Genomic DNA, 17,775 nt, shown 5'->3' with positions numbered 1-17,775 from the left:
TGCGGAGCAAGGGAATACGCGTCTCGGCGTGTTGTCGGCCGTTCGGGACGGCCCCGGCCGCCGGGCACCAGTCTTAACGAAATCCATACGGCGGCGGCCGCTATTTCAGCAGCCGGGACATCCGCCGGTCCGCGAGGGGTTTGCCGCCGGTCTGGCAGGTGGGGCAGTACTGCAGCGCGGAATCGCTGAAGGACACCTCGCGGATGGTGTCGCCGCAGACCGGGCAGGGTTCGCCCTTCCGCCCATGGACCCGGAGCCCGCTCTTCTTCTCGCTCTTGAGATCGCGCAGGGCGAGTCCGCCGGACCGTTCGATCGCGTCGGCGAGGGTCGAGCCGATCGCCGCGTAGATCCGGGCCACCTCGTCCTCGGAGAGGTTGGCCGCGAGTTTGAACGGCGACATCTTGGCGGTGTGCAGGATCTCGTCGGAGTAGGCGTTGCCGATCCCGGCGATCGTGCTCTGGTCGCGGAGGAGCCCCTTGATCTGGCGGCGGTCGTCCTTCAGCAGCCCGGCGAAGGCCTCCGGGGTGAAGGCCGCCGAGAGGGGGTCGGGCCCCAGCCGCGCGATACCCGGTACGTCCTGCGGATCCCGTACGACGTGGACCGCGAGGTGCTTCTTGGTGCCGGCCTCGGTGACGTCGAACCCCGCGCCGTCGGGTTCGGTGAGCCGCACCCGCAGCGCGAGCGGGCCCTTGCCGGGGCGCGGCGGCTCCGCCGGCAGGGCGTCGTTCCAGCGCACCCAGCCGGCGCGGGCGAGATGGATGACCAGATGCAGGTCCCCGGCCTGGAGGTCGAGGAACTTCCCGTGCCGGGTCACGCTCTCGAAGACGAGGCCTTCGAGCGCGTTCGGCGGCGGGTCGTAGGTCTTGAGCGCGTGGACGGCGAGCGGGTACACCCGCGCGACGGAACGGCCGACGACGTGTTCGGCCAGGAAGCGGGTGAGGGACTCGACCTCCGGCAGTTCTGGCATGTCCTCAGTCTGCCCCGGCGCGGGCCGATCGGCCGGATAGGGCGAGCCGCACCCCAGGCGGCCCCGGCGAGCCGGGCCGGGGAACGCAGGTGCCGCCCGCGCGTGGCTTCGCGCGGGCGGCGGACCGTACGTGGGGGGATGCTCAGAGGCCGGCGGCGGCGCTCTGGATTGCGGAGGCGAAGGTGCTCACCTCGGTGTAGACGCCCGGGTACCCGGCTCGCGCGCAGCCTTCGCCCCAGCTGACGATGCCGACCTGGATCCACTGGTTGTTGTTGTCCTTGCGGAACATCGGACCGCCGGAGTCGCCCTGGCAGGTGTCGACGCCGCCCTGGGAGAGGCCGGCGCAGATCTCCTCGCCGGGTATCAGGTCGCCGCCGTAGGAGCTGCTGCAGGACGCGTCGCTGACGAACGGGACCTTGGCCTTGTAGAGGTAGCGCTGCTGGCCGCCGCCCTCACTTCTGGCGCCCCAGCCCGCGATGTCGAACGTGCCGGAGTTGTACGCGGTCGTGCCGGCGATGTTCAGGGTCGGCAGGTTGATGGGCTTGGCGAGTTTGATCAGCGCCCAGTCCTTCCCGCTGCCGTTGTAGCCGGGGGCCTGCAGCACCCGGGTGGACTTCACCTTGAGGGCGCTGCCGCTCTGCAGGTCGACGACGCCCGCCGTGGCGGTGATGGACGTGTTGGCGCCGCTGCCGTTCACGCAGTGCGCGGCGGTGAGGACGATCTGCTGGGTGTACAGCGCGCCGCCGCAGCCCATGGACAGCCGGACCATCCAGGGGAACTCGCCCTGCGCCGCGCGGGTGCCACCGACGACGGACGGCCCGGGCTCCGGGCTGGGGGCGGTCGCCTGGGCGCTGAGGGGCTGCAGGCTGAAGACGGCGAGGGTGATCGCGCCGAGCGCCGCGTACCTTTTGAGGGGCTTCAGGCCGAGCTGCGGGCCGAGTGGCTTCAGGAAGTTCTTCACCGTTCTTCCTCTCGTGTGGGGGAAGGCACGTAGCGACAGGTGCATGACAACTTTGAATCCGGAAGGCACCGCAGGACTTCCGGTTCGGGTGGGGGATGCCGCAAGAGTGCCGGTGTGAGTGTGCTGGCGGAGCGAACCCTGCGGCAAGTGCGCCTTTTCGGCCACGGATGTCCGGTCCCGGAAGTCGCCACGGCGGGCGCGCCGCCGCCCGACGCCGGGGGTCGGTTTCAGGTAGCGGCGCTCACGAGATATCTTGATGTCGAGACGTTTGTCGACGTGAAGCGGAGTACTGGTGACTGACTCGACCATTATCTATACGCACACTGACGAGGCCCCGGCCTTGGCGACGTATTCGCTCCTGCCGGTGATCCAGGCTTATGCCTCGACCGCGGGCGTCCGCGTCGAGACCCGCGACATCTCGCTCAGCGGCCGCATCATCGCCAGCTTCCCCGAGCGTCTCGCGGAGAACCAGCGTGTCGACGACGCGCTCGCCGAGCTCGGCAAGCTGGCCAAGACCCCCGAAGCCAACATCGTCAAGCTGCCGAACATCTCGGCCTCGATCCCGCAGCTCAAGGCGGCCATCGCCGAGCTGCAGTCGATCGGCTACGCGCTGCCGGACTACCCGGACGACCCGAAGACCGACGAGGACCGGGACGTCCGCGCCCGCTACGACAAGGTCAAGGGCAGCGCCGTCAACCCGGTGCTCCGCGAGGGCAACTCCGACCGCCGCGCACCCGCGTCCGTCAAGAACTACGCCAAGGCGCACCCGCACCGCATGGGCGCGTGGACGGCCGACTCGAAGACGAACGTCGCGCACATGACCGCCGACGACTTCCGCTCCACCGAGAAGTCCACGGTCATCGCCGCGGACGGTTCGCTGCGCATCGAGCTCGTGGGCGACGACGGCAGCACCACGGTGCTGCGCGAGTCGGTACCCGTGCTCGCCGGCGAGGTCGTGGACGCTTCCGTCATGCGGGTCGCCGCGCTGCGTGAGTTCTTCACCGCGCAGGTCGCCCGGGCCAAGGCCGAGGGCGTGCTGTTCTCGGTGCACCTGAAGGCCACGATGATGAAGGTCTCCGACCCGATCATCTTCGGCCACGTCGTGCGGGCCTTCTTCCCGAAGACGTTCGCCGAGTACGGCCAGACCCTGGCCGCGGCCGGTCTGAGCCCGAACGACGGGCTCGGCGGCATCCTCAAGGGCCTGGAGTCGCTGCCCGAGGGCGCGAAGATCAAGGCGTCCTTCGAGGCCGAGATCGCCGAGGGCCCCGAGCTGGCCATGGTGGACTCCGACCGGGGCATCACCAACCTGCACGTCCCGAGCGATGTCATCGTCGACGCCTCGATGCCGGCCATGATCCGCACCTCCGGCCACATGTGGGGCCCGGACGGCTCGGAGGCCGACACCCTCGCCGTCATCCCCGACAGCAGCTACGCCGGCATCTACCAGGTCGTCATCGACGACTGCCGCGCGCACGGCGCCTACGACCCGGCGACCATGGGCTCCGTCCCGAACGTCGGTCTGATGGCGCAGGCGGCCGAGGAGTACGGCAGCCACGACAAGACCTTCGAGATCCCGGCCACCGGCACCGTCCGGGTCGTCGACACCGACGGCAACGCCGTACTCGAGCAGACGGTCGGCGCGGGCGACGTGTTCCGCATGTGCCAGACCAAGGACGTGCCGATCCGCGACTGGGTGAAGCTCGCCGTGACGCGGGCCCGCGCCACCGGCAACCCGACCGTGTTCTGGCTCGACGAGGGCCGCGCGCACGACGCCAACCTGATCGCCAAGGTCAAGGCGTACCTGCCCGAGCACGACACCGACGGGCTGCAGATCGAGATCAAGACCCCGGAGCAGGCGACCGCGTTCTCGCTGGAGCGCATCCGCCGCGGCGAGGACACCATCTCGGTCACCGGCAACGTGCTGCGCGACTACCTGACGGACCTCTTCCCGATCCTGGAGCTCGGCACGAGCGCCAAGATGCTCTCCGTCGTCCCGCTGATCAACGGCGGCGGCCTGTTCGAGACGGGCGCCGGCGGCTCCGCCCCCAAGCACGTCCAGCAGCTGCTCAAGGAGAACTACCTCCGCTGGGACAGCCTGGGTGAGTTCCTCGCCCTCGCGGTCAGCTTCGAGCACCTGGCGCAGACCACGGGCAACGCGCGCGCCCAGGTCCTCGCCGACACCCTCGACCGGGCGACCGGCACGTTCCTCAACGAGGACAAGTCGCCGAGCCGCAAGCTGGGTGGCATCGACAACCGCGGCAGCCACTTCTACCTGGCGCTGTACTGGGCGCAGGAGCTGGCGAAGCAGACCGACGACGCGCAGCTGGCCGGCGCGTTCGCGGGTCTGGCCACGACGCTGGCCGAGCAGGAGCGGACCATCGTCGACGAGCTCATCGCCGTCCAGGGCTCGCCGACCGACATCGGCAGCTACTACCGTCCCGACGACGCCAAGGCCTCGGCCGTGATGCGTCCGTCGAAGACGTTCAACGACGCCATCGCGACCCTCGGCTGACGAGCGACGCACGGCGGGGCCCGCCGGCCCGGGAGCGATCCCGGGCCGGCGGGCCTTCGTGTTTCCCGGGCCTCAGCGGGCGGCGGGCGTGCTGGTGGAGTAGGAGTGGGCGCCCGTTCCGGCCGGCGCTCCCTTGTCGACGATGAGGTACTCGTCGCGGATGGGCGCACCGGTGAACCAGGACTCGAGGATCTCGCGGGTCCCCGCGGCGTACCGGGCCTGGGCGGAGAGCGTGGAGCCGGAGATGTGCGGGGTCATGCCGTGGTGGGGCATGGTGCGCCAGGGGTGCTCGGGCCCCGCGGGCTGCGGGTACCGGACGTCACCGGCGTACCCCGCGAGCTGTCCGCCGCGCAGCGCGCGGTCGACCGCGTCCCGGTCGCAGATCTTCGCGCGGCGTCCAGGTCCACATGGTCGGAGCCGATGCCCGCGGTGATCGCCAGCTTCAGGTTCTTCGCCCGCGCGATGCGGTCGGCGGTCAGATACGAGCTCCGCCAGCGGGCCGTCCTTCGGGGTGAGCAGCAGATACCGCTCCTCGTACAGCGGGACCGCAGACTGTCGTCGTCCAGATAGGTCAGCGCGATGTCGAGGTCGAACTCCTCCAGCCGGCGGCCGATGCTGCGCGAGGACAGGGACTCCAGGGAGATCCGGGCCCGCGGGTGCTGTTCGCAGAACGGCGTCGTCAGCAGGGACGCCACCGTCATCGCGGTGGGGATGGCGCCCAGCCGCAGCGTCCCGGTGAGGCCGCCGCGCATCGCCGACAGCTCCTGCCGCAGCGCGTCCCGTTCGGCCAGGATCCGGTGCGCCCACAGCAGCACCCGTTCCCCCTCGGGTGTCAGGCCCTCGAAGCGCTGACCACGCCGCACGATGGGCACGTCCAGCTCATGCTCCAGCCGGCGTATCCCGGCGGACAACGACGGCTGGGACACGTAGCAGGCCGCCGCCGCGCGGGCGAAGTGCCGCTCCCGGGCCAGCGCGACGAGTACTCCAGTTGACGCAGCAGCATGGCCTCATGGTGCCCTGGCGGGACTTCAAGGACACGACCTACGAGGGCCGGCCCGCGGCGAGGTCCTTCAGCAGGTTCTCGATCGCCGTCAGGCGGGCCTGCAGCGCCTCGACGTCACCGCGGGTGGCGTTCTGCTCGGCGGGCTTGAGGGTGATGATCAGATGGCCGTCCGGTTCCAGCCGGCCCGAGGCCACATCCGCGATGGCCTCGCCGTTCTGCATCCGGACCGCGTGCTCGATCTCGGCGGACCTCAGCGCCAGATCGCGCATGGCCTGCGGCACGAGCTCGCCGTCCTCGATGACGGTGGTCGGGGTTCCTTCCAGCAGCCGTTCCGCGCGGGGGTCGCCGGCCAGCCAGCGGTTCACCGCGGAGTTGACGGCGATCAGGGTGAACGCGCCGATCACCCCGCCGAGCAGGCTGTTGTCCGCCCCGATGATCGCGTTTTGCACGACGTTGGACAGCAGGAAGATCACGACGAAGTCGAAGGTGTTCAGGTTCGCCAGGCCCCGTTTTCCGGCCAGCCGGAACAGGATCAGGATCAGGGCGTAGACCAGGACGGTGCGGACGATCTTCTCCGCGATCGGCACCTGAACGGACATCAGGTCATGCCACACGACAACTCCTCAGGGACGGTGACGCTCGCCAGGACCCGCCGGCCCGGCAACGCAGAGGGTCACGCTACGCGCCGGCGGTCCGGCGCACGGGTCACCCCCGTGCGCCGCGCCGCCGCTCACACGGCCGTCCGCCGCCACTGCTGGCTCGTGCTGCCGGTGTCGGTCTGCTGCACGACGGCGGCCAGATCGGCGGTGGAGTCCCCGGCCACCCCGAGGAGCTTGCCGCTGCGCAGGCTCACGATCTTGACGTAGCCGCCGCCCGCGTCGGCCAGCGTCCACTGCTGGTTGGTGCTGCCCGACGGGGTCCACTGGATGATGGTGGCGCCGTCGGCCGTCGACCCGCCGTTGACGTCCATCGCCAGTCCGGAGTGGACATTGGTGATCCGGAACCGCTCACTGCCGGTGGCGCCCGTTCCGGTGAACGTCCACTGCTGGTTCGTTCCGCCGTGCGCGCCGTACTGGATGAGCGCCGTACCGGTGGAGGTGGAGCCGCCGGGCACGTCGATGGCCTTGCCACTGCGGCGGTTGACCAGGGTGAAGACGGTCGGCGCGGGGGTGGGGACCAGGGTGGTGGTGCCACCGGGGGAGAGCGTGACGTCCTGGCTCCAGGCGCCGGCCCGGACCGTCGTACGGGTGCCGCCCACGCTGTGCAGCGTGATCGACGTGACCTGGCCCGTGCTCCAGGCGAACCCGACGGTGAAGCCGCCGCGGACGCCGATGCCGGTGACGCTGCCCGCCGCCGCCCAGGCGCCGGGCAGCGCGGGAAGCAGCTCGACGGTGCCGGGCCGGGACTGGACCAGCATCTCGATCATGGCGCTCGGCGTACCGAAGTTGGCGTCGATCTGGAAGGTGGACCGGGAGCCCATGCTGTACATGTCGAACATGTTGGCCGCCGCACCGTTGCTGTGGCCGACCGACGGCTTCAGCACGGTGAGCACCAGCTGGTAGGCCTTGTCGGCGTTGCGCAGCCGCGCCCAGCACAGCGCCCGCCAGGCGCAGGCCCAGCCGAAGCTCTCCATGCCGCGGGCCGTGAGCAGGTCGGTGACGCCGGTGAGCAGCGCGGCCGGGCTGGTGGCGGGATTGACGCGGTCGCCGGGGAACAGGCCGATCAGCGGGGAGAGATGGCGATGGGTCGTCTCCCCGAGGTTGTCGTTGCTCATCCACTCCTCCAGCCAGCCCGTGGTGGCGCTGACCTGCGGCAGATACAGCCGGCTCTGCAGCCCCGCGACGGTGGCGGCGTACGCGCCGTCCCGGCCCAGGGCGGCGCAGGCGGTGCGGTAGTTCTCGAAGAGCTGCCAGACCAGTTCCTGCGCGTAGGTGATCCCCTTCGCGTTGGTCGGCCCCTGCTCGGGTGACCAGTCGCTGTCGTCGATGAGCACCTGGCGGGAGGCCCCGGTGGCCGGGTCGGTGACGGTGGTGGTGATCAGCCGCGCCTCCCAGAACTCGCAGGCGCCCTTGAGCAGCGGGTAGATCCTGGCCAGATAGCCGGCGTCCTGGGTGTACTCGTAGTGCTCGAACAGCGAGTTGCCGATCCAGGCGTTGCCGGCCGGATGCCACCACCATCCGAGGCCGCCCCAGACGTTGGTGGAGATGGCGGTGGTCCAGCCGGCGATCCTGCCGTTGCTGTTGCGGAAGCCGTTGCGGGAGTCGTTGAACAGCGTCCGGGTACGGTCCTGCCAGTACGGCAGCTGCCCGAGGCAGTACTCCGCGAACGCCTCGAAGCAGCCGGCGAGGCCCGCCCGGTCGGCCAGCCAGTAGTTCATCTGGACGTTGATATCGGTGTGGTAGTCGCCCATCCAGTCCGGATCGTTGCGGTCCAGCCACAGGCCCTGGAGGTTCAGCGGAACGCTGCCGCGCGAACCGGTGATCATCAGATAGCGGCCGAACTGCAGGTAGGAGGCCTCCAGCTCCGGGTCGGGGGCGGCGCCGGAAGCCGCGCGGGCGGTGAGCCGGGCGCCGGTGTCCAGCGCCCGCTGCGCGGCCGAGGACGTGCCGAGGCTGACCGTCATCGAGGTGAACAACGTCTGGTAGTCGGTCGTGTGGGTGGCCAGCAGCGCGGCGCCGCCGAGCCCGGCGGCGGTGGCGGCACGGGTGGCCGCGATGGCCTTCGGATCGGCGGACGGGTCCTTGAACCCGGCGGCGGTGGGAGAGTAGTTGGTGCCGCCACTGATGACGAGCAGCACCTCGGTACACCCGGAGAACGTGACGTCGGAGCCGGCCGCGGAGAGCGTTCCACCGGTTCCGGTGGCCCGTACGGCGGTGGCGTACTTCAGGCCATTGGCGAGCGTGCCGGCGAACGACGCGGTGGCCGCCGCGCTGTCGGCGGTGACGGCCTCGCCGCGGGTCCCGTTCAGCGTCAGACCACCGGTGTACGAGCCGCCGCCGCTCTGCGTCAGCCGCACCACGATCACCTCGTCGGGGTGGCTGGAGTACACCTCACGGCGGTACGTGACACCGCCGAGCCGGTAGGTGGTGGTGACGAGCCCGTTGCTGAGGTCGAGCCGGCGCCGGTAGTCGGTCACCGCGGCGGGGGTGTGCGCCGGGAGGTTCAGGAACGCCTTGGCCAGCAGCCCGAAGGTGCCGAAATCGCCGGCGCCGTAGGGGAACTGTCCGTCGGAGCCCAGGGACGCGTTCGGGCCGCCCGTCCACAGGGTGGCGTCGGAGAGGTAGAGGAAGTCCCGCGAGGGATGGCCGCCGACCATCGCGCCGAGCCGGCCGTTGCCGATGGGCAGGCCCTGTTCCATGATCGTGGCCTCGCTCGCCGGAGCCGGGTACCACAACGCCACGGCATCGGCCTCGGGCACCAGCGACGCCGCGGACGGGCGGACGATGGCCGGATCCGCGTGCGCGGTGAACCGCGGCAGCCCGGCGAGGGCCAGAATCGCACCGGCCGAGCCGCCGAGGAACGCGCGGCGGGACGGCGACGAACCTCCCGCGGTGCGTTCAGGACCTTCGGGGCCTTCGGGACGTTCGGAGTGTTCGGAGCGGTGCTGAGGGTCGAGAGATCGGGACATTGAGGTTCCCTTCCTGGGACACACCGGACAGGTTCAGTCCCCGCCCATCAAGTCATCGGAGGTTTGACGCCGTAGTCTCCCGTTCCGGCGCTCGGGCATGTCAAGACCCGTGACGTCGGCAACCCGGGAGTCCAGCAGCTCCGTCGAAGAGTCCAAGCCACCGTTCCGGCGTCGGCGGCGGCCCTGGCCGGATCCGGTCCCGAATGCGGTCCCGAAGGCGATTCCGTGAACAGTCCGTTGACTGACGGGGGCTGATCTCTTCACAGCCCCTATGCTCGACCTGCACAACTTGTGCACCCTCGCCCGCCGTTAGGGGACAGCGCCGTGAGTGTCAGGATTCAACCCACCTCCCAGGTCGACGACACGGCCGAACTCGGCGACGGGACCACCGTCTGGGATCTGGCGCAGATCCGTGAGCAGGCCCGGCTCGGTCGCAGTTGCATCGTGGGCCGGGGTGCCTACGTCGGTCCGGGAGTCCGGATCGGCGACAACGTGAAGCTGCAGAACTACGCACTGGTCTACGAGCCGGCAGTGCTCGGCGACGGCGTCTTCGTCGGCCCGGCCGTCGTGCTCACCAACGACTTCTATCCGCGTTCGGTGGATCCGGAGGGCAAGCAGAAGCGCGGCGGGGACTGGGAGCCCGTCGGTGTGGAGGTCTCGGAAGGCGCCTCGCTGGGCGCCCGTTCGGTGTGTGTGGCACCGGTGCGGGTCGGCCGCTGGGCACTGGTCGCGGCGGGGGCCGTGGTCACCCGGGACGTACCGGACTTCGCCCTGGTGGCGGGGGTGCCGGCGCGACGGATCGGCTGGGTCGGCCGGGCCGGGGTCAAGCTGCTGGAGCGCGACGGCGAGCCGGGCGTCTGGGAGTGTCCCAGCACCGGCGTGCTGCACGACGAGAAGGACGGCGCGCTCTTCGAGCGTGGCTGACGAGGCACACAGAGGTTGAGCGGCGCCATTTCCTCAAAACGCCGATCAGCGAACATCCGTAGGCATACCGTGTGTATGTACGCGCGAGCTGAGCACGCAACAAGCGGTGCGCAGTGGGGGTTTGTACGCGGTGGGGGCACCTGTGGCAGTTGGGTCGAAGTGAGAACCGCTTCGACGGATGCTGCCTGTTCAGGCGTGGCTGATTCCGACACGTGGTCGGAAGGGCACGCAGGTAGTGCGACGTTCGAGCGGCGCACGGCATCGGGGGGCGATGCCGTGAGGCCGAACCGGGCGGCGTCACGCACGGCCCTCTCCGCGGAGCGAGAACCGCAAGTCTGAACCAGGAGAGACCAGAGGGGGGGTAGGTGTGCCAGAGCCGCACCGCTCGGACATACGTGGTCCGCGCAGACGTCTCGCCGACGCACCCGATTCGCCGGGTGTGCACAGCGGGCGCCGTCGGGAGGACCGACGGCCTGATCAACGGCATGAACGTTTCATCCGCACCGAACCGATCATCCGCACCGAACCGACCGTGCAACACCCCGCCATGTGTGTGATCGGGGTGAGGGTTCGATGACCACGGATCGACTGGGAGCACTGGCGGCCGCGGACCAGCCGCTGCACGCCCTCGCCGAACGCCTCCTCGCGGTGGCCGAGGCGGGACTGCCCGGGATGTACCTCCCCGGCAGCGACACCTTCGTCTTCACCAGGGCGGGAACCGCCGCTCCCGACGGCTCCTGGCACCTGGAGCAGCGCGGGACGAGCACCCGGTACGCGGCGATCACCGCGCTGGGCGCCAGGTTCCTGCCCGAGGACCGGCAGCGCGCCGTCCTCGGCGGGCACACCGCCGAGGAGTTCACCGGACTGCTGGTCCAGCGGCTGCCCGCGGTGCGCAACCTCGGGGACGCGGCGCTCATCGCCTGGGCCGCCGCCGAGACCGGCCACCCGAAACTGTCGGACGCGCTCGAACGGGTCGCCGCACTCGACGAGCCCGGCCGGCCCCAGTACACGGTCGAGGCGGCCTGGGTGCTGTCCGCCCTGGCGGCCGCCCGCGGCACGGTGGACGTCGAAGGCCGGCTCACCGCCGCCCGTGACCGGCTGCTGCGCGCCAGGATCGGCAACAGCCCGCTGTTCCCGCACGCCACCGGACCCGGCCTCGTGCCCTGGTACCGGTCGCATGTGGCGTGCTTCGCCGACCAGACCTACCCGTTGCAGGCGCTGGCCCGCGCCCATGCGAGCGGTGACGACCCGGAGGCGCTCGCCGCGTCCGACGCGTGCGCCACCCGCATCTGCGCACTGCAGGGCGACGGCGGCCAGTGGTGGTGGCACTACGACGCGCGCCGGGCGGGTGTCGTGGAGGGCTATCCCGTCTACAGCGTCCACCAGCACGCGATGGCCCCGACCGCGCTGTTCGACCTCGCCGACGCGGGAGGCACCGATTTCGCCGCGTCGATCCGCAGCGGGCTGCGCTGGATGACGGAGGTACCGGAGCTGACCCGGTCCGCCGGCGCCGAGCCGTTGATCCTCGACGAGCTCGGCGTCACCTGGCGCAAGGTCTACCGCGGCGACCCGAAGAAGGCCGTCCGCGCCGCCCGCGGGCTCACCACCCGCGTCGCTCCGGCGGCACGGCTCACACCGCTCGACCGGGTGTTCCGCCCGGCCTCGGTGGACCGCGAGTGCCGGCCGTACGAGTTCGGCTGGATGCTGTTCGCATGGCTCGGGGGAGCGCAGAGATGAAGCGGCAGATCTTGTTCGGCGTCGCACTGGACGCCATGACGATGGATGAGACCGTTCAGCGCTGCCTCGAAGCGGTGCGGAACAGCGAACAGCTCGAAATAGGGATGGTCAACGCCGCGAAGCTGGTGAACATGCGGCGCGATCCCCAACTCGCCCACGCGGTGGCCGGCTGCGACCTCGTCCTCGCCGACGGACAGGCGGTGGTCTGGGCCGGCAAGGTGCTGCGGGCACCGCTGCCGGAGCGGGTGGCGGGCATCGACCTGTTCATGCGCCTGCTCGCGGCGGCCGAGAAGGCGGACATGTCCGTCTACTTCCTCGGCGCCAAGGAGGAGGTGCTGCAGATGATGCTGCGGCAGGTCGGTCTGCGCTTCCCCGCCCTGCGGGTGGCCGGCAGCCGCAACGGCTACTTCGCCGACTCCGAGCAGGAGGCCGTCGCCGACGCGATCGCCGACAGCGGCGCACAGCTGCTGTTCCTCGGGATGACGTCGCCCAAGAAGGAGATCTTCACCGCCGGCTACGGCAAGCGGACCGACGCCCATGTCGTGCACGGCGTCGGCGGCTCCTTCGACATCCTGGCCGGCATCACCAAGCGAGCGCCCGAGGTCTGGCAGCGGATGGGCCTCGAGTGGTTCTACCGGACGCTGCAGGAACCGCGGCGGCTCGGCAAGCGCTACTTCACCACCAACGCTCTCTTCCTCGCCATGACGGCGCGGGAGCTCATCCACCGCACACCGGCAACCGGTTTCGCGAACAGGAGATACTGATGCGCGTCGTCGTGGTGGGACAGGGATATGTCGGGCTGCCACTGGCCGTTCGGGCCGCGGAGGTCGGTCACGAGGTGATCGGCTACGACGTGGCCACCCAGCGGGTCAAGAGCCTGGCGGCGGGGGAGTCCTACGTCGAGGACGTCTCCTCCGAGCGGCTGCGCGCCGTCACGGCGAGCGGTGCGTACCGGGCGAGCGAGTCGGCCCGGGACTGCGGCGGCTTCGACGTCGCCGTGGTGACCGTGCCGACCCCGTTGCACGAAGGTGTGCCGGACCTGCGCTACATCGAGGAGTCGGCGCGCACGCTGGCCCGCTATCTGCGCCCCGGGGCGACGGTCGTCCTGGAGTCGACCACCTATCCGGGCACCACCCAGGAGCTGTTCGGACCGCTCCTGGAGGACGGTTCGGGACTGACCGCCGGAGCCGACTTCCATCTCGGCTACAGCCCGGAGCGCATCGACCCCGGAAACCCCGTCTGGGGCTTCCAGCAGACGCCGAAGGTGGTCTCGGGAGTCGACGCGGCGTCCCTGAAGGCCGTGCAGAGCTTCTACGACGACCTGGTCGACACGACGGTGCCGGTCGGCTCGCCGAAGGAGGCCGAACTGGCCAAGCTGCTCGAGAACACCTTCCGGCATGTGAACATCGCGCTGGTCAACGAGATAGCGATGTTCGCGCGCCACCTCGACATCGACGTCTGGCAGGCCATCGAAGCGGCGTCCAGCAAGCCGTTCGGCTTCATGAAGTTCACCCCGGGACCCGGCGTCGGCGGCCACTGCCTGCCGATCGACCCCTCGTACCTGTCCTGGCGGGTACAGCGTGAGCTCGGCCAGAGCTTCCGCTTCGTCGAGCTGGCGAACGACATCAACAGCCACATGCCCGACTACGTGACGCGCCGGATCATCGACGTGCTCAACACCAAGCGCCGCTCGGTGAACGGCTCGCGCGTCCTGCTGCTCGGACTGGCCTACAAGAAGAACACCGGCGACGCCCGTGAGTCGCCGGCGCTGCGGATCTCCCAGCTGCTGCTCAACATGGGCGCCAAGGTCAGGGCGGCGGACCCGCACGTGGTGGAGAGCATGGCGGTCGACACCCGGCTCGTCCGGGTCGAGCCGACCCAGAAGGAGCTGGCGGCGGCCGATGTGGTCGTCCTGCTCACCGACCACGACTCCTTCGACTACGACCTCGTCACGGAGCACGCCTCCTTCGTCCTGGACTGCCGTCGCAAGCTGTCCGCCGGACCCACGATCGAGGTGCTCTGACCCGATGAGGATCATCTGCGTCGCCGGAGCGCGACCCAACTACATGAAGATCAAACCGGTGATGGACGCCCTGGAACGCAGGGGCGCCGAGGTGGTTCTCGTCCACACCGGACAGCACTACGACGAGTCCATGAACGAGGTGTTCTTCCGCGACCTCGGCATCCGTCCCCCCGACCGCTTCCTCGGCGTCGGCTCGGGCACGCACGCCGAGCAGACCGGACGGGTGATGGCGGCCTTCGAGCCGCTGCTCGACGAGGTGGCACCGGACGCGGTGGTGGTGGTCGGGGACATCAACTCCACCCTCGCCTGCGCCCTGGTGACGGCGAAGGCCGGCCCGCTGCTGGCCCATGTCGAGGCCGGGCTGCGCAGCCGCGACTGGAGCATGCCGGAGGAGGTCAACCGCGTCGCCACCGACCGGGTCAGCGACTATCTGCTGGCCCCGTCGCCCGACGCCGCGGTGAACCTGCGCGCCGAGGGGTACCGGGACGACCAGATCCATGTCGTCGGCAACGTCATGATCGACACCCTGCTCGCCAACCTGGAACGGGCCAGGAAGTCGGACGTCCTGGAGCGGTACGGGCTCACCCGGGGCGAGTACGGGCTGGTCACCCTGCACCGGCCGGCCAACGTGGACGACCCGGAGTCGCTCACCGCGCTGCTGAAGGCGCTCGGCGAGATCGCCGGCCGCTGTCCGCTGCTGCTGCCCGTGCACCCGCGGGCGGCCGGGCGGCTGGCCGAACTGGGCGTGCCCGGCGGGATCCGGCTGGTGCCGGCGGCCGGGTACCTCGACTTCATCGCCCTGCAGGACTCCGCCCGTGTCGTCCTGACCGATTCGGGCGGCATCCAGGAGGAGACCACCGCGCTGGGCGTGCCGTGCGTGACCCTGCGGGACAACACGGAACGCCCGATCACCGTCGAGCAGGGCACCAACGTGCTGGCGGGCCGGGATCCCGAGCGGATCGTCGCCACGGTGAACCGGGTGCTCGACAACCCGCCCGCGGCCCGCTGCCCGGAGCTGTGGGACGGTCACGCCAGCGACCGCATCGCCGAGGTCCTGCTGGGAGGGGGCGGCGCGAGCGGCCGGCTGAGACCCACCGACCTGCGGGTGCAGGACGACCCGGGCAACTAGGTACGGTCCGGACGGGAGTCGGGCGGCCGGTGGGACGGCCGCCCGAAGTGGGGCCGGAACAGGCCGCACCCGGTCCGGATGCACCATATGCTCGATCACAGTCGGCACGGGGGCGGGCCGGCGACCGGAACAGATACGACAGTGCCGCGGCCGCCGCGGCGCGCGATACCCACGAACGTGGGCCGCGAGGGGGAACACCATGGATCTCGCAGAGATCTGCCGGGTCATGCGCAGGCGTTGGTACGTGCTGCTGCCCGGACTGCTGCTCACCGCAGCTCTGACGGCCGGTGTGTATCTGATGGTGCCGGTCACGTACCAGTCGCAGAGCACGGTGGCGCTCCTCAACTCGCAGAAGGCCACCGTCGCCTTCGACGGCAACCCCTTCCTGAGCACGCAGACCTCGCTCACGGGGATGGCGGACAGCCTCGCCCGCAACCTGAACTCCGATGCCTCGATCGTGGACCTCAGGGCGCAGGGCCTCACCGGGGTCTACCAGGCGAAGATCGCCGACAACGCGCAGGGCCCGCTCATGTGGCTCACGGTGACGGGTACCGACCCGGCGAGCGTTCTGGAGTCGGACAAGATCCTGACGACGTACGCCGAGGCCCGGTTGAAGCAGTTCCAGACAGAGCAGTCGGTGGCTCCGAACGCCATGATCCGAATGACGACGGTCGTGCCCCCGCAGAACCCGGTGGCCGAGACCAAGAAGCGGCTGCAATACCTGATCATGGCCGGCCTGCTGGGGTTCGTGTCCAGCATGGTGGCCGCGTTCTACGTCGAGGCCCGGCGGCGGCCGCGGCCCGCCTCGCAGCCGGTGGTCGCGAGCGTGCTGGCCGTCGAGGACGGGACGGACGAGCAGCCGGCGGCACCGCCGGTCGCAGGTCCCGTTCCGCCGGCCGCCGTTCAGCCGGCGGCGCCGCAACCGGCCGCGGTCCAGAAGACGGCGGCGGGGGAGCCGGCCGGACAGCCCGCGGCACCATCCACGGCAACACCGACGGTCCGGCCGGCGCCCCGGTGGTCGAAGCCCGTCGAGGAGTCCGACTCCGAAGCAACCGAGACAGAAGCGCATCGGTTTGTGTGACCCGCGCATCCTGCGAGCCGCTCGACAAGGAGTCGTCTCATGGAGAGGGCACGCGTAACGGCCGCCACGGCCGGCGAAACGCCCGGTACGACCGGCGTATCCGTCCCCCCGGTGCTCGACGGGGCCGGGCCCGGCACGGAATCCGCCCTCGGGCCGGCAGCCGACCTGGAAACGGCCCCGGCCCCGCCGTCGCTGGGCCAGAAGGTCAGGTCGGCCGCCCGGTGGAGCCTGATCAACACCGTCGTCATGCGACTGGGCAACTTCGCGACGGGGATCATCCTGGCGCGCTTCGTCCTGGGGCCGGCGGCGTGGGGCGTGTACGGCATCGCCCAGACGGTGCTGCTGGTCCTGCTGTCCGCGAACGAACTCGGCGTCGGGCTGGCCATCGTGCGCTGGGAGGGCGACGCCCGCCGGTTCGCGCCGACCGTGCTGACCCTGAGCGCGATCTCCAGCTGTGTGCTGTACGTGGCGCTGTTCACCGCGGCTCCGACCGTGGCGCGGCTGCTGGGCTCGCCCGAAGCCTCGGGCGTGCTGCGGGTGATGTGCATCTGTGTGGTGCTCGACGGGCTGTCGCAGGTGCCCGCCGGCTTCCTCACCCGTGAGTTCGCGCAGGGCAAACGGATGGTCATCGACGCCCTCAACTTCGTGCTGAGCACGGCGGTGACCCTGCTGCTGGCCTTCGAGGGCTGGGGCGCGATGAGCTTCGCCTGGGGAGCGGTGGTGGGGAACGTCGCGGCTCTGATCGGCTGCTGTCTGGCGGCCCCGGGGACGCTGAGGTTCGGCTGGGACCCGGAGCAGGCGCGGGCGCTGCTCCGGTTCGGGCTGCCGCTCGCCGGGGCCAGCATGCTGGCCCTCGGCGTGGTCAACGTGGACACGATGGTGGTCGGCTCGACCACCGGCAAGGTGGCGCTGGGCTTTTACGTGCTCGCGTTCAACATGTCGGGCTGGCCCGTGCGGATCATCTCCGAGGCGGCGCGCCGGGTCTCCTTCGCCGGGTTCTCCCGGCTGGCCGACTCGCCACAGGCGCTCGCCCAGGGGTTCAGCCGAGCGCTGGGCGTCCTGATCACCGGCACGGTCCCGCTGTGCGTGCTGCTGGGGGTCCTCGCGGGCCCGATCGTCGGACTCGTCTACGGGGACCAGTGGCTTCCCGCCGCGAAGGCACTGCCCTGGCTGATGGTGCTCGGACTGGTGCGCATCGGCTGCGAGCTCGCGTACGACTGCCTGGTCGCCATCGGACAGCGCCGTTCGCTGATCATGGTGCAGGGCCTGTGGCTGGTCGCCCTCATCCCGGTGCTGATCTTCGCCGGCCGCGCCGAGGGCATCGTCGGGGTCGCGCAGGGCCATGTCCTGGTCGCGGGCGGCCTCGTGGTGCCGGTGTTCCTCTTCGCGCTCAGCCGGGGAGGCATCAGCCTGCGGTCGATCGGCCGGGCCTGCGCCTGGCCCTTCCTCGGCGGGGCCGTGATGGCCGCGGTCATCCTCGGCCTGGAGCGGGGCATCGGCGACAGCAAGCCCGCCCTCTTCGCCATCGGCACCGCCGCGCTGCTCAGCTACATCGTGTGCGTACTGCCCAGCCGCGACTTCCTGCGTGGCACCCGGCCCAGCGGCGGCCGGCACCGGAAGATCGCGTGAACCCATGAACCACCCGACGACATGCACCAGGGCAACTGGCCCGGCACCGTGTACCGACGAGAGACCACGAGGTGGGCCACATGCTCCGAAGACGAAGCCGCATAGTGCTCCTTTTACTGGCGGGGGTCCTGCTGGCAGGCGTACTGACCGTGTTTCTGGCGACCCGCTCCAGCACCGGTGA

Annotated in this window: 12 protein-coding genes and 2 pseudogenes; 8 read left to right on the top strand and 6 right to left on the bottom strand. The window is 70.5% G+C overall.

The window, feature by feature from the left end:
* Window positions 1-100: 100 nt before the first annotated feature.
* Both LNW73_RS02400 and LNW73_RS02395 read right to left on the bottom strand, forming a co-directional pair.
* The gene (locus LNW73_RS02400; protein WP_250988662.1) at window positions 101-967 is read right to left on the bottom strand and encodes an Fpg/Nei family DNA glycosylase; all 867 of its coding nucleotides are present in this window, start codon (window positions 965-967) and stop codon (window positions 101-103) included.
* A gap of 142 nt (window positions 968-1,109) precedes the next feature.
* Complete coding sequence (locus LNW73_RS02395; RefSeq protein ID WP_250988661.1) at window positions 1,110-1,928, bottom strand: S1 family peptidase; 819 nt, start codon at window positions 1,926-1,928, stop codon at window positions 1,110-1,112.
* A 292-nt stretch (window positions 1,929-2,220) separates the two neighbouring features.
* On the opposite strand from LNW73_RS02395, the gene LNW73_RS02390 reads away from it, so the two are divergent.
* On the top strand, window positions 2,221-4,440 hold the full coding sequence (locus LNW73_RS02390) for an NADP-dependent isocitrate dehydrogenase (protein WP_250978958.1): 2,220 nt from the start codon (window positions 2,221-2,223) through the stop codon (window positions 4,438-4,440).
* A 72-nt stretch (window positions 4,441-4,512) separates the two neighbouring features.
* On the opposite strand, the pseudogene LNW73_RS02385 reads toward LNW73_RS02390, so the two are convergent.
* The 4 genes and pseudogenes from LNW73_RS02385 to LNW73_RS02365 form a co-directional block, all read right to left on the bottom strand.
* Window positions 4,513-4,833: pseudogene (locus LNW73_RS02385) on the bottom strand (NAD(P)-dependent oxidoreductase); the annotation flags it as partial.
* Between the two features lie 218 nt (window positions 4,834-5,051).
* A pseudogene (locus tag LNW73_RS02380) lies at window positions 5,052-5,366 on the bottom strand (LysR family transcriptional regulator); the annotation flags it as partial.
* A gap of 115 nt (window positions 5,367-5,481) precedes the next feature.
* Entirely contained in the window at window positions 5,482-6,057 is a 576-nt protein-coding gene (locus LNW73_RS02375) for a DUF421 domain-containing protein (protein ID WP_250978959.1), read from the bottom strand.
* A 116-nt stretch (window positions 6,058-6,173) separates the two neighbouring features.
* Window positions 6,174-9,071, bottom strand: a complete 2,898-nt coding sequence (locus tag LNW73_RS02365; RefSeq protein WP_308407629.1) for a glycosyl hydrolase family 95 catalytic domain-containing protein — start codon at window positions 9,069-9,071, stop codon at window positions 6,174-6,176.
* 324 nt (window positions 9,072-9,395) lie between these two features.
* Between LNW73_RS02365 and LNW73_RS02360 the strand changes: the two genes are divergently transcribed.
* From LNW73_RS02360 to LNW73_RS02330, 7 genes are all read left to right on the top strand, one after another.
* Entirely contained in the window at window positions 9,396-9,995 is a 600-nt protein-coding gene (locus LNW73_RS02360) for an acyltransferase (RefSeq protein WP_250978960.1), read from the top strand.
* Window positions 9,996-10,568: 573 nt separating this feature from the next.
* Complete coding sequence (locus LNW73_RS02355) at window positions 10,569-11,732, top strand: hypothetical protein (protein WP_250988660.1); 1,164 nt, start codon at window positions 10,569-10,571, stop codon at window positions 11,730-11,732.
* Window positions 11,729-12,496, top strand: coding sequence for a WecB/TagA/CpsF family glycosyltransferase (locus LNW73_RS02350; RefSeq protein WP_250978962.1), 768 nt, complete (start codon window positions 11,729-11,731; stop codon window positions 12,494-12,496). The genes LNW73_RS02355 and LNW73_RS02350 overlap by 4 nt, the downstream gene beginning before the upstream one ends.
* Entirely contained in the window at window positions 12,496-13,755 is a 1,260-nt protein-coding gene (locus LNW73_RS02345; RefSeq protein ID WP_250988659.1) for a nucleotide sugar dehydrogenase, read from the top strand. The genes LNW73_RS02350 and LNW73_RS02345 overlap by 1 nt, the downstream gene beginning before the upstream one ends.
* Before the next feature lie 4 nt (window positions 13,756-13,759).
* A complete protein-coding gene (gene wecB, locus LNW73_RS02340; protein ID WP_250988658.1) occupies window positions 13,760-14,884 on the top strand; it encodes a non-hydrolyzing UDP-N-acetylglucosamine 2-epimerase in 1,125 nt (374 codons plus the stop codon).
* Window positions 14,885-15,083: 199 nt separating this feature from the next.
* Window positions 15,084-15,965 (top strand): chain length determinant protein, encoded by an 882-nt coding sequence (locus LNW73_RS02335; RefSeq protein ID WP_250988657.1) that lies wholly within the window; start codon window positions 15,084-15,086, stop codon window positions 15,963-15,965.
* Window positions 15,966-16,004: 39 nt separating this feature from the next.
* Complete coding sequence (locus LNW73_RS02330) at window positions 16,005-17,594, top strand: lipopolysaccharide biosynthesis protein (protein WP_250988656.1); 1,590 nt, start codon at window positions 16,005-16,007, stop codon at window positions 17,592-17,594.
* Window positions 17,595-17,775: the final 181 nt, after the last annotated feature.

The organism is Streptomyces sp. RKAG337 (genome assembly GCF_023701715.1).
GTDB lineage: Bacteria > Actinomycetota > Actinomycetes > Streptomycetales > Streptomycetaceae > Actinacidiphila.
Note: the sequence above shows the minus strand (reverse complement) of the source record. Positions and strands in the feature narration are given on the sequence as shown.

Coding starts and splice junctions, on each gene's coding strand:
- LNW73_RS02400 (WP_250988662.1), bottom strand. CDS start 967: ATGCCAGAACTGCCGGAGGTCGAGTCCCTCACCCGCTTCCTGGCCGAA.
- LNW73_RS02365 (WP_308407629.1), bottom strand. CDS start 9,071: ATGTCCCGATCTCTCGACCCTCAGCACCGCTCCGAACACTCCGAACGT.
- LNW73_RS02355 (WP_250988660.1), top strand. CDS start 10,569: ATGACCACGGATCGACTGGGAGCACTGGCGGCCGCGGACCAGCCGCTG.
- LNW73_RS02350 (WP_250978962.1), top strand. CDS start 11,729: ATGAAGCGGCAGATCTTGTTCGGCGTCGCACTGGACGCCATGACGATG.
- LNW73_RS02345 (WP_250988659.1), top strand. CDS start 12,496: ATGCGCGTCGTCGTGGTGGGACAGGGATATGTCGGGCTGCCACTGGCC.
- wecB (WP_250988658.1), top strand. CDS start 13,760: ATGAGGATCATCTGCGTCGCCGGAGCGCGACCCAACTACATGAAGATC.
- LNW73_RS02335 (WP_250988657.1), top strand. CDS start 15,084: ATGGATCTCGCAGAGATCTGCCGGGTCATGCGCAGGCGTTGGTACGTG.
- LNW73_RS02330 (WP_250988656.1), top strand. CDS start 16,005: ATGGAGAGGGCACGCGTAACGGCCGCCACGGCCGGCGAAACGCCCGGT.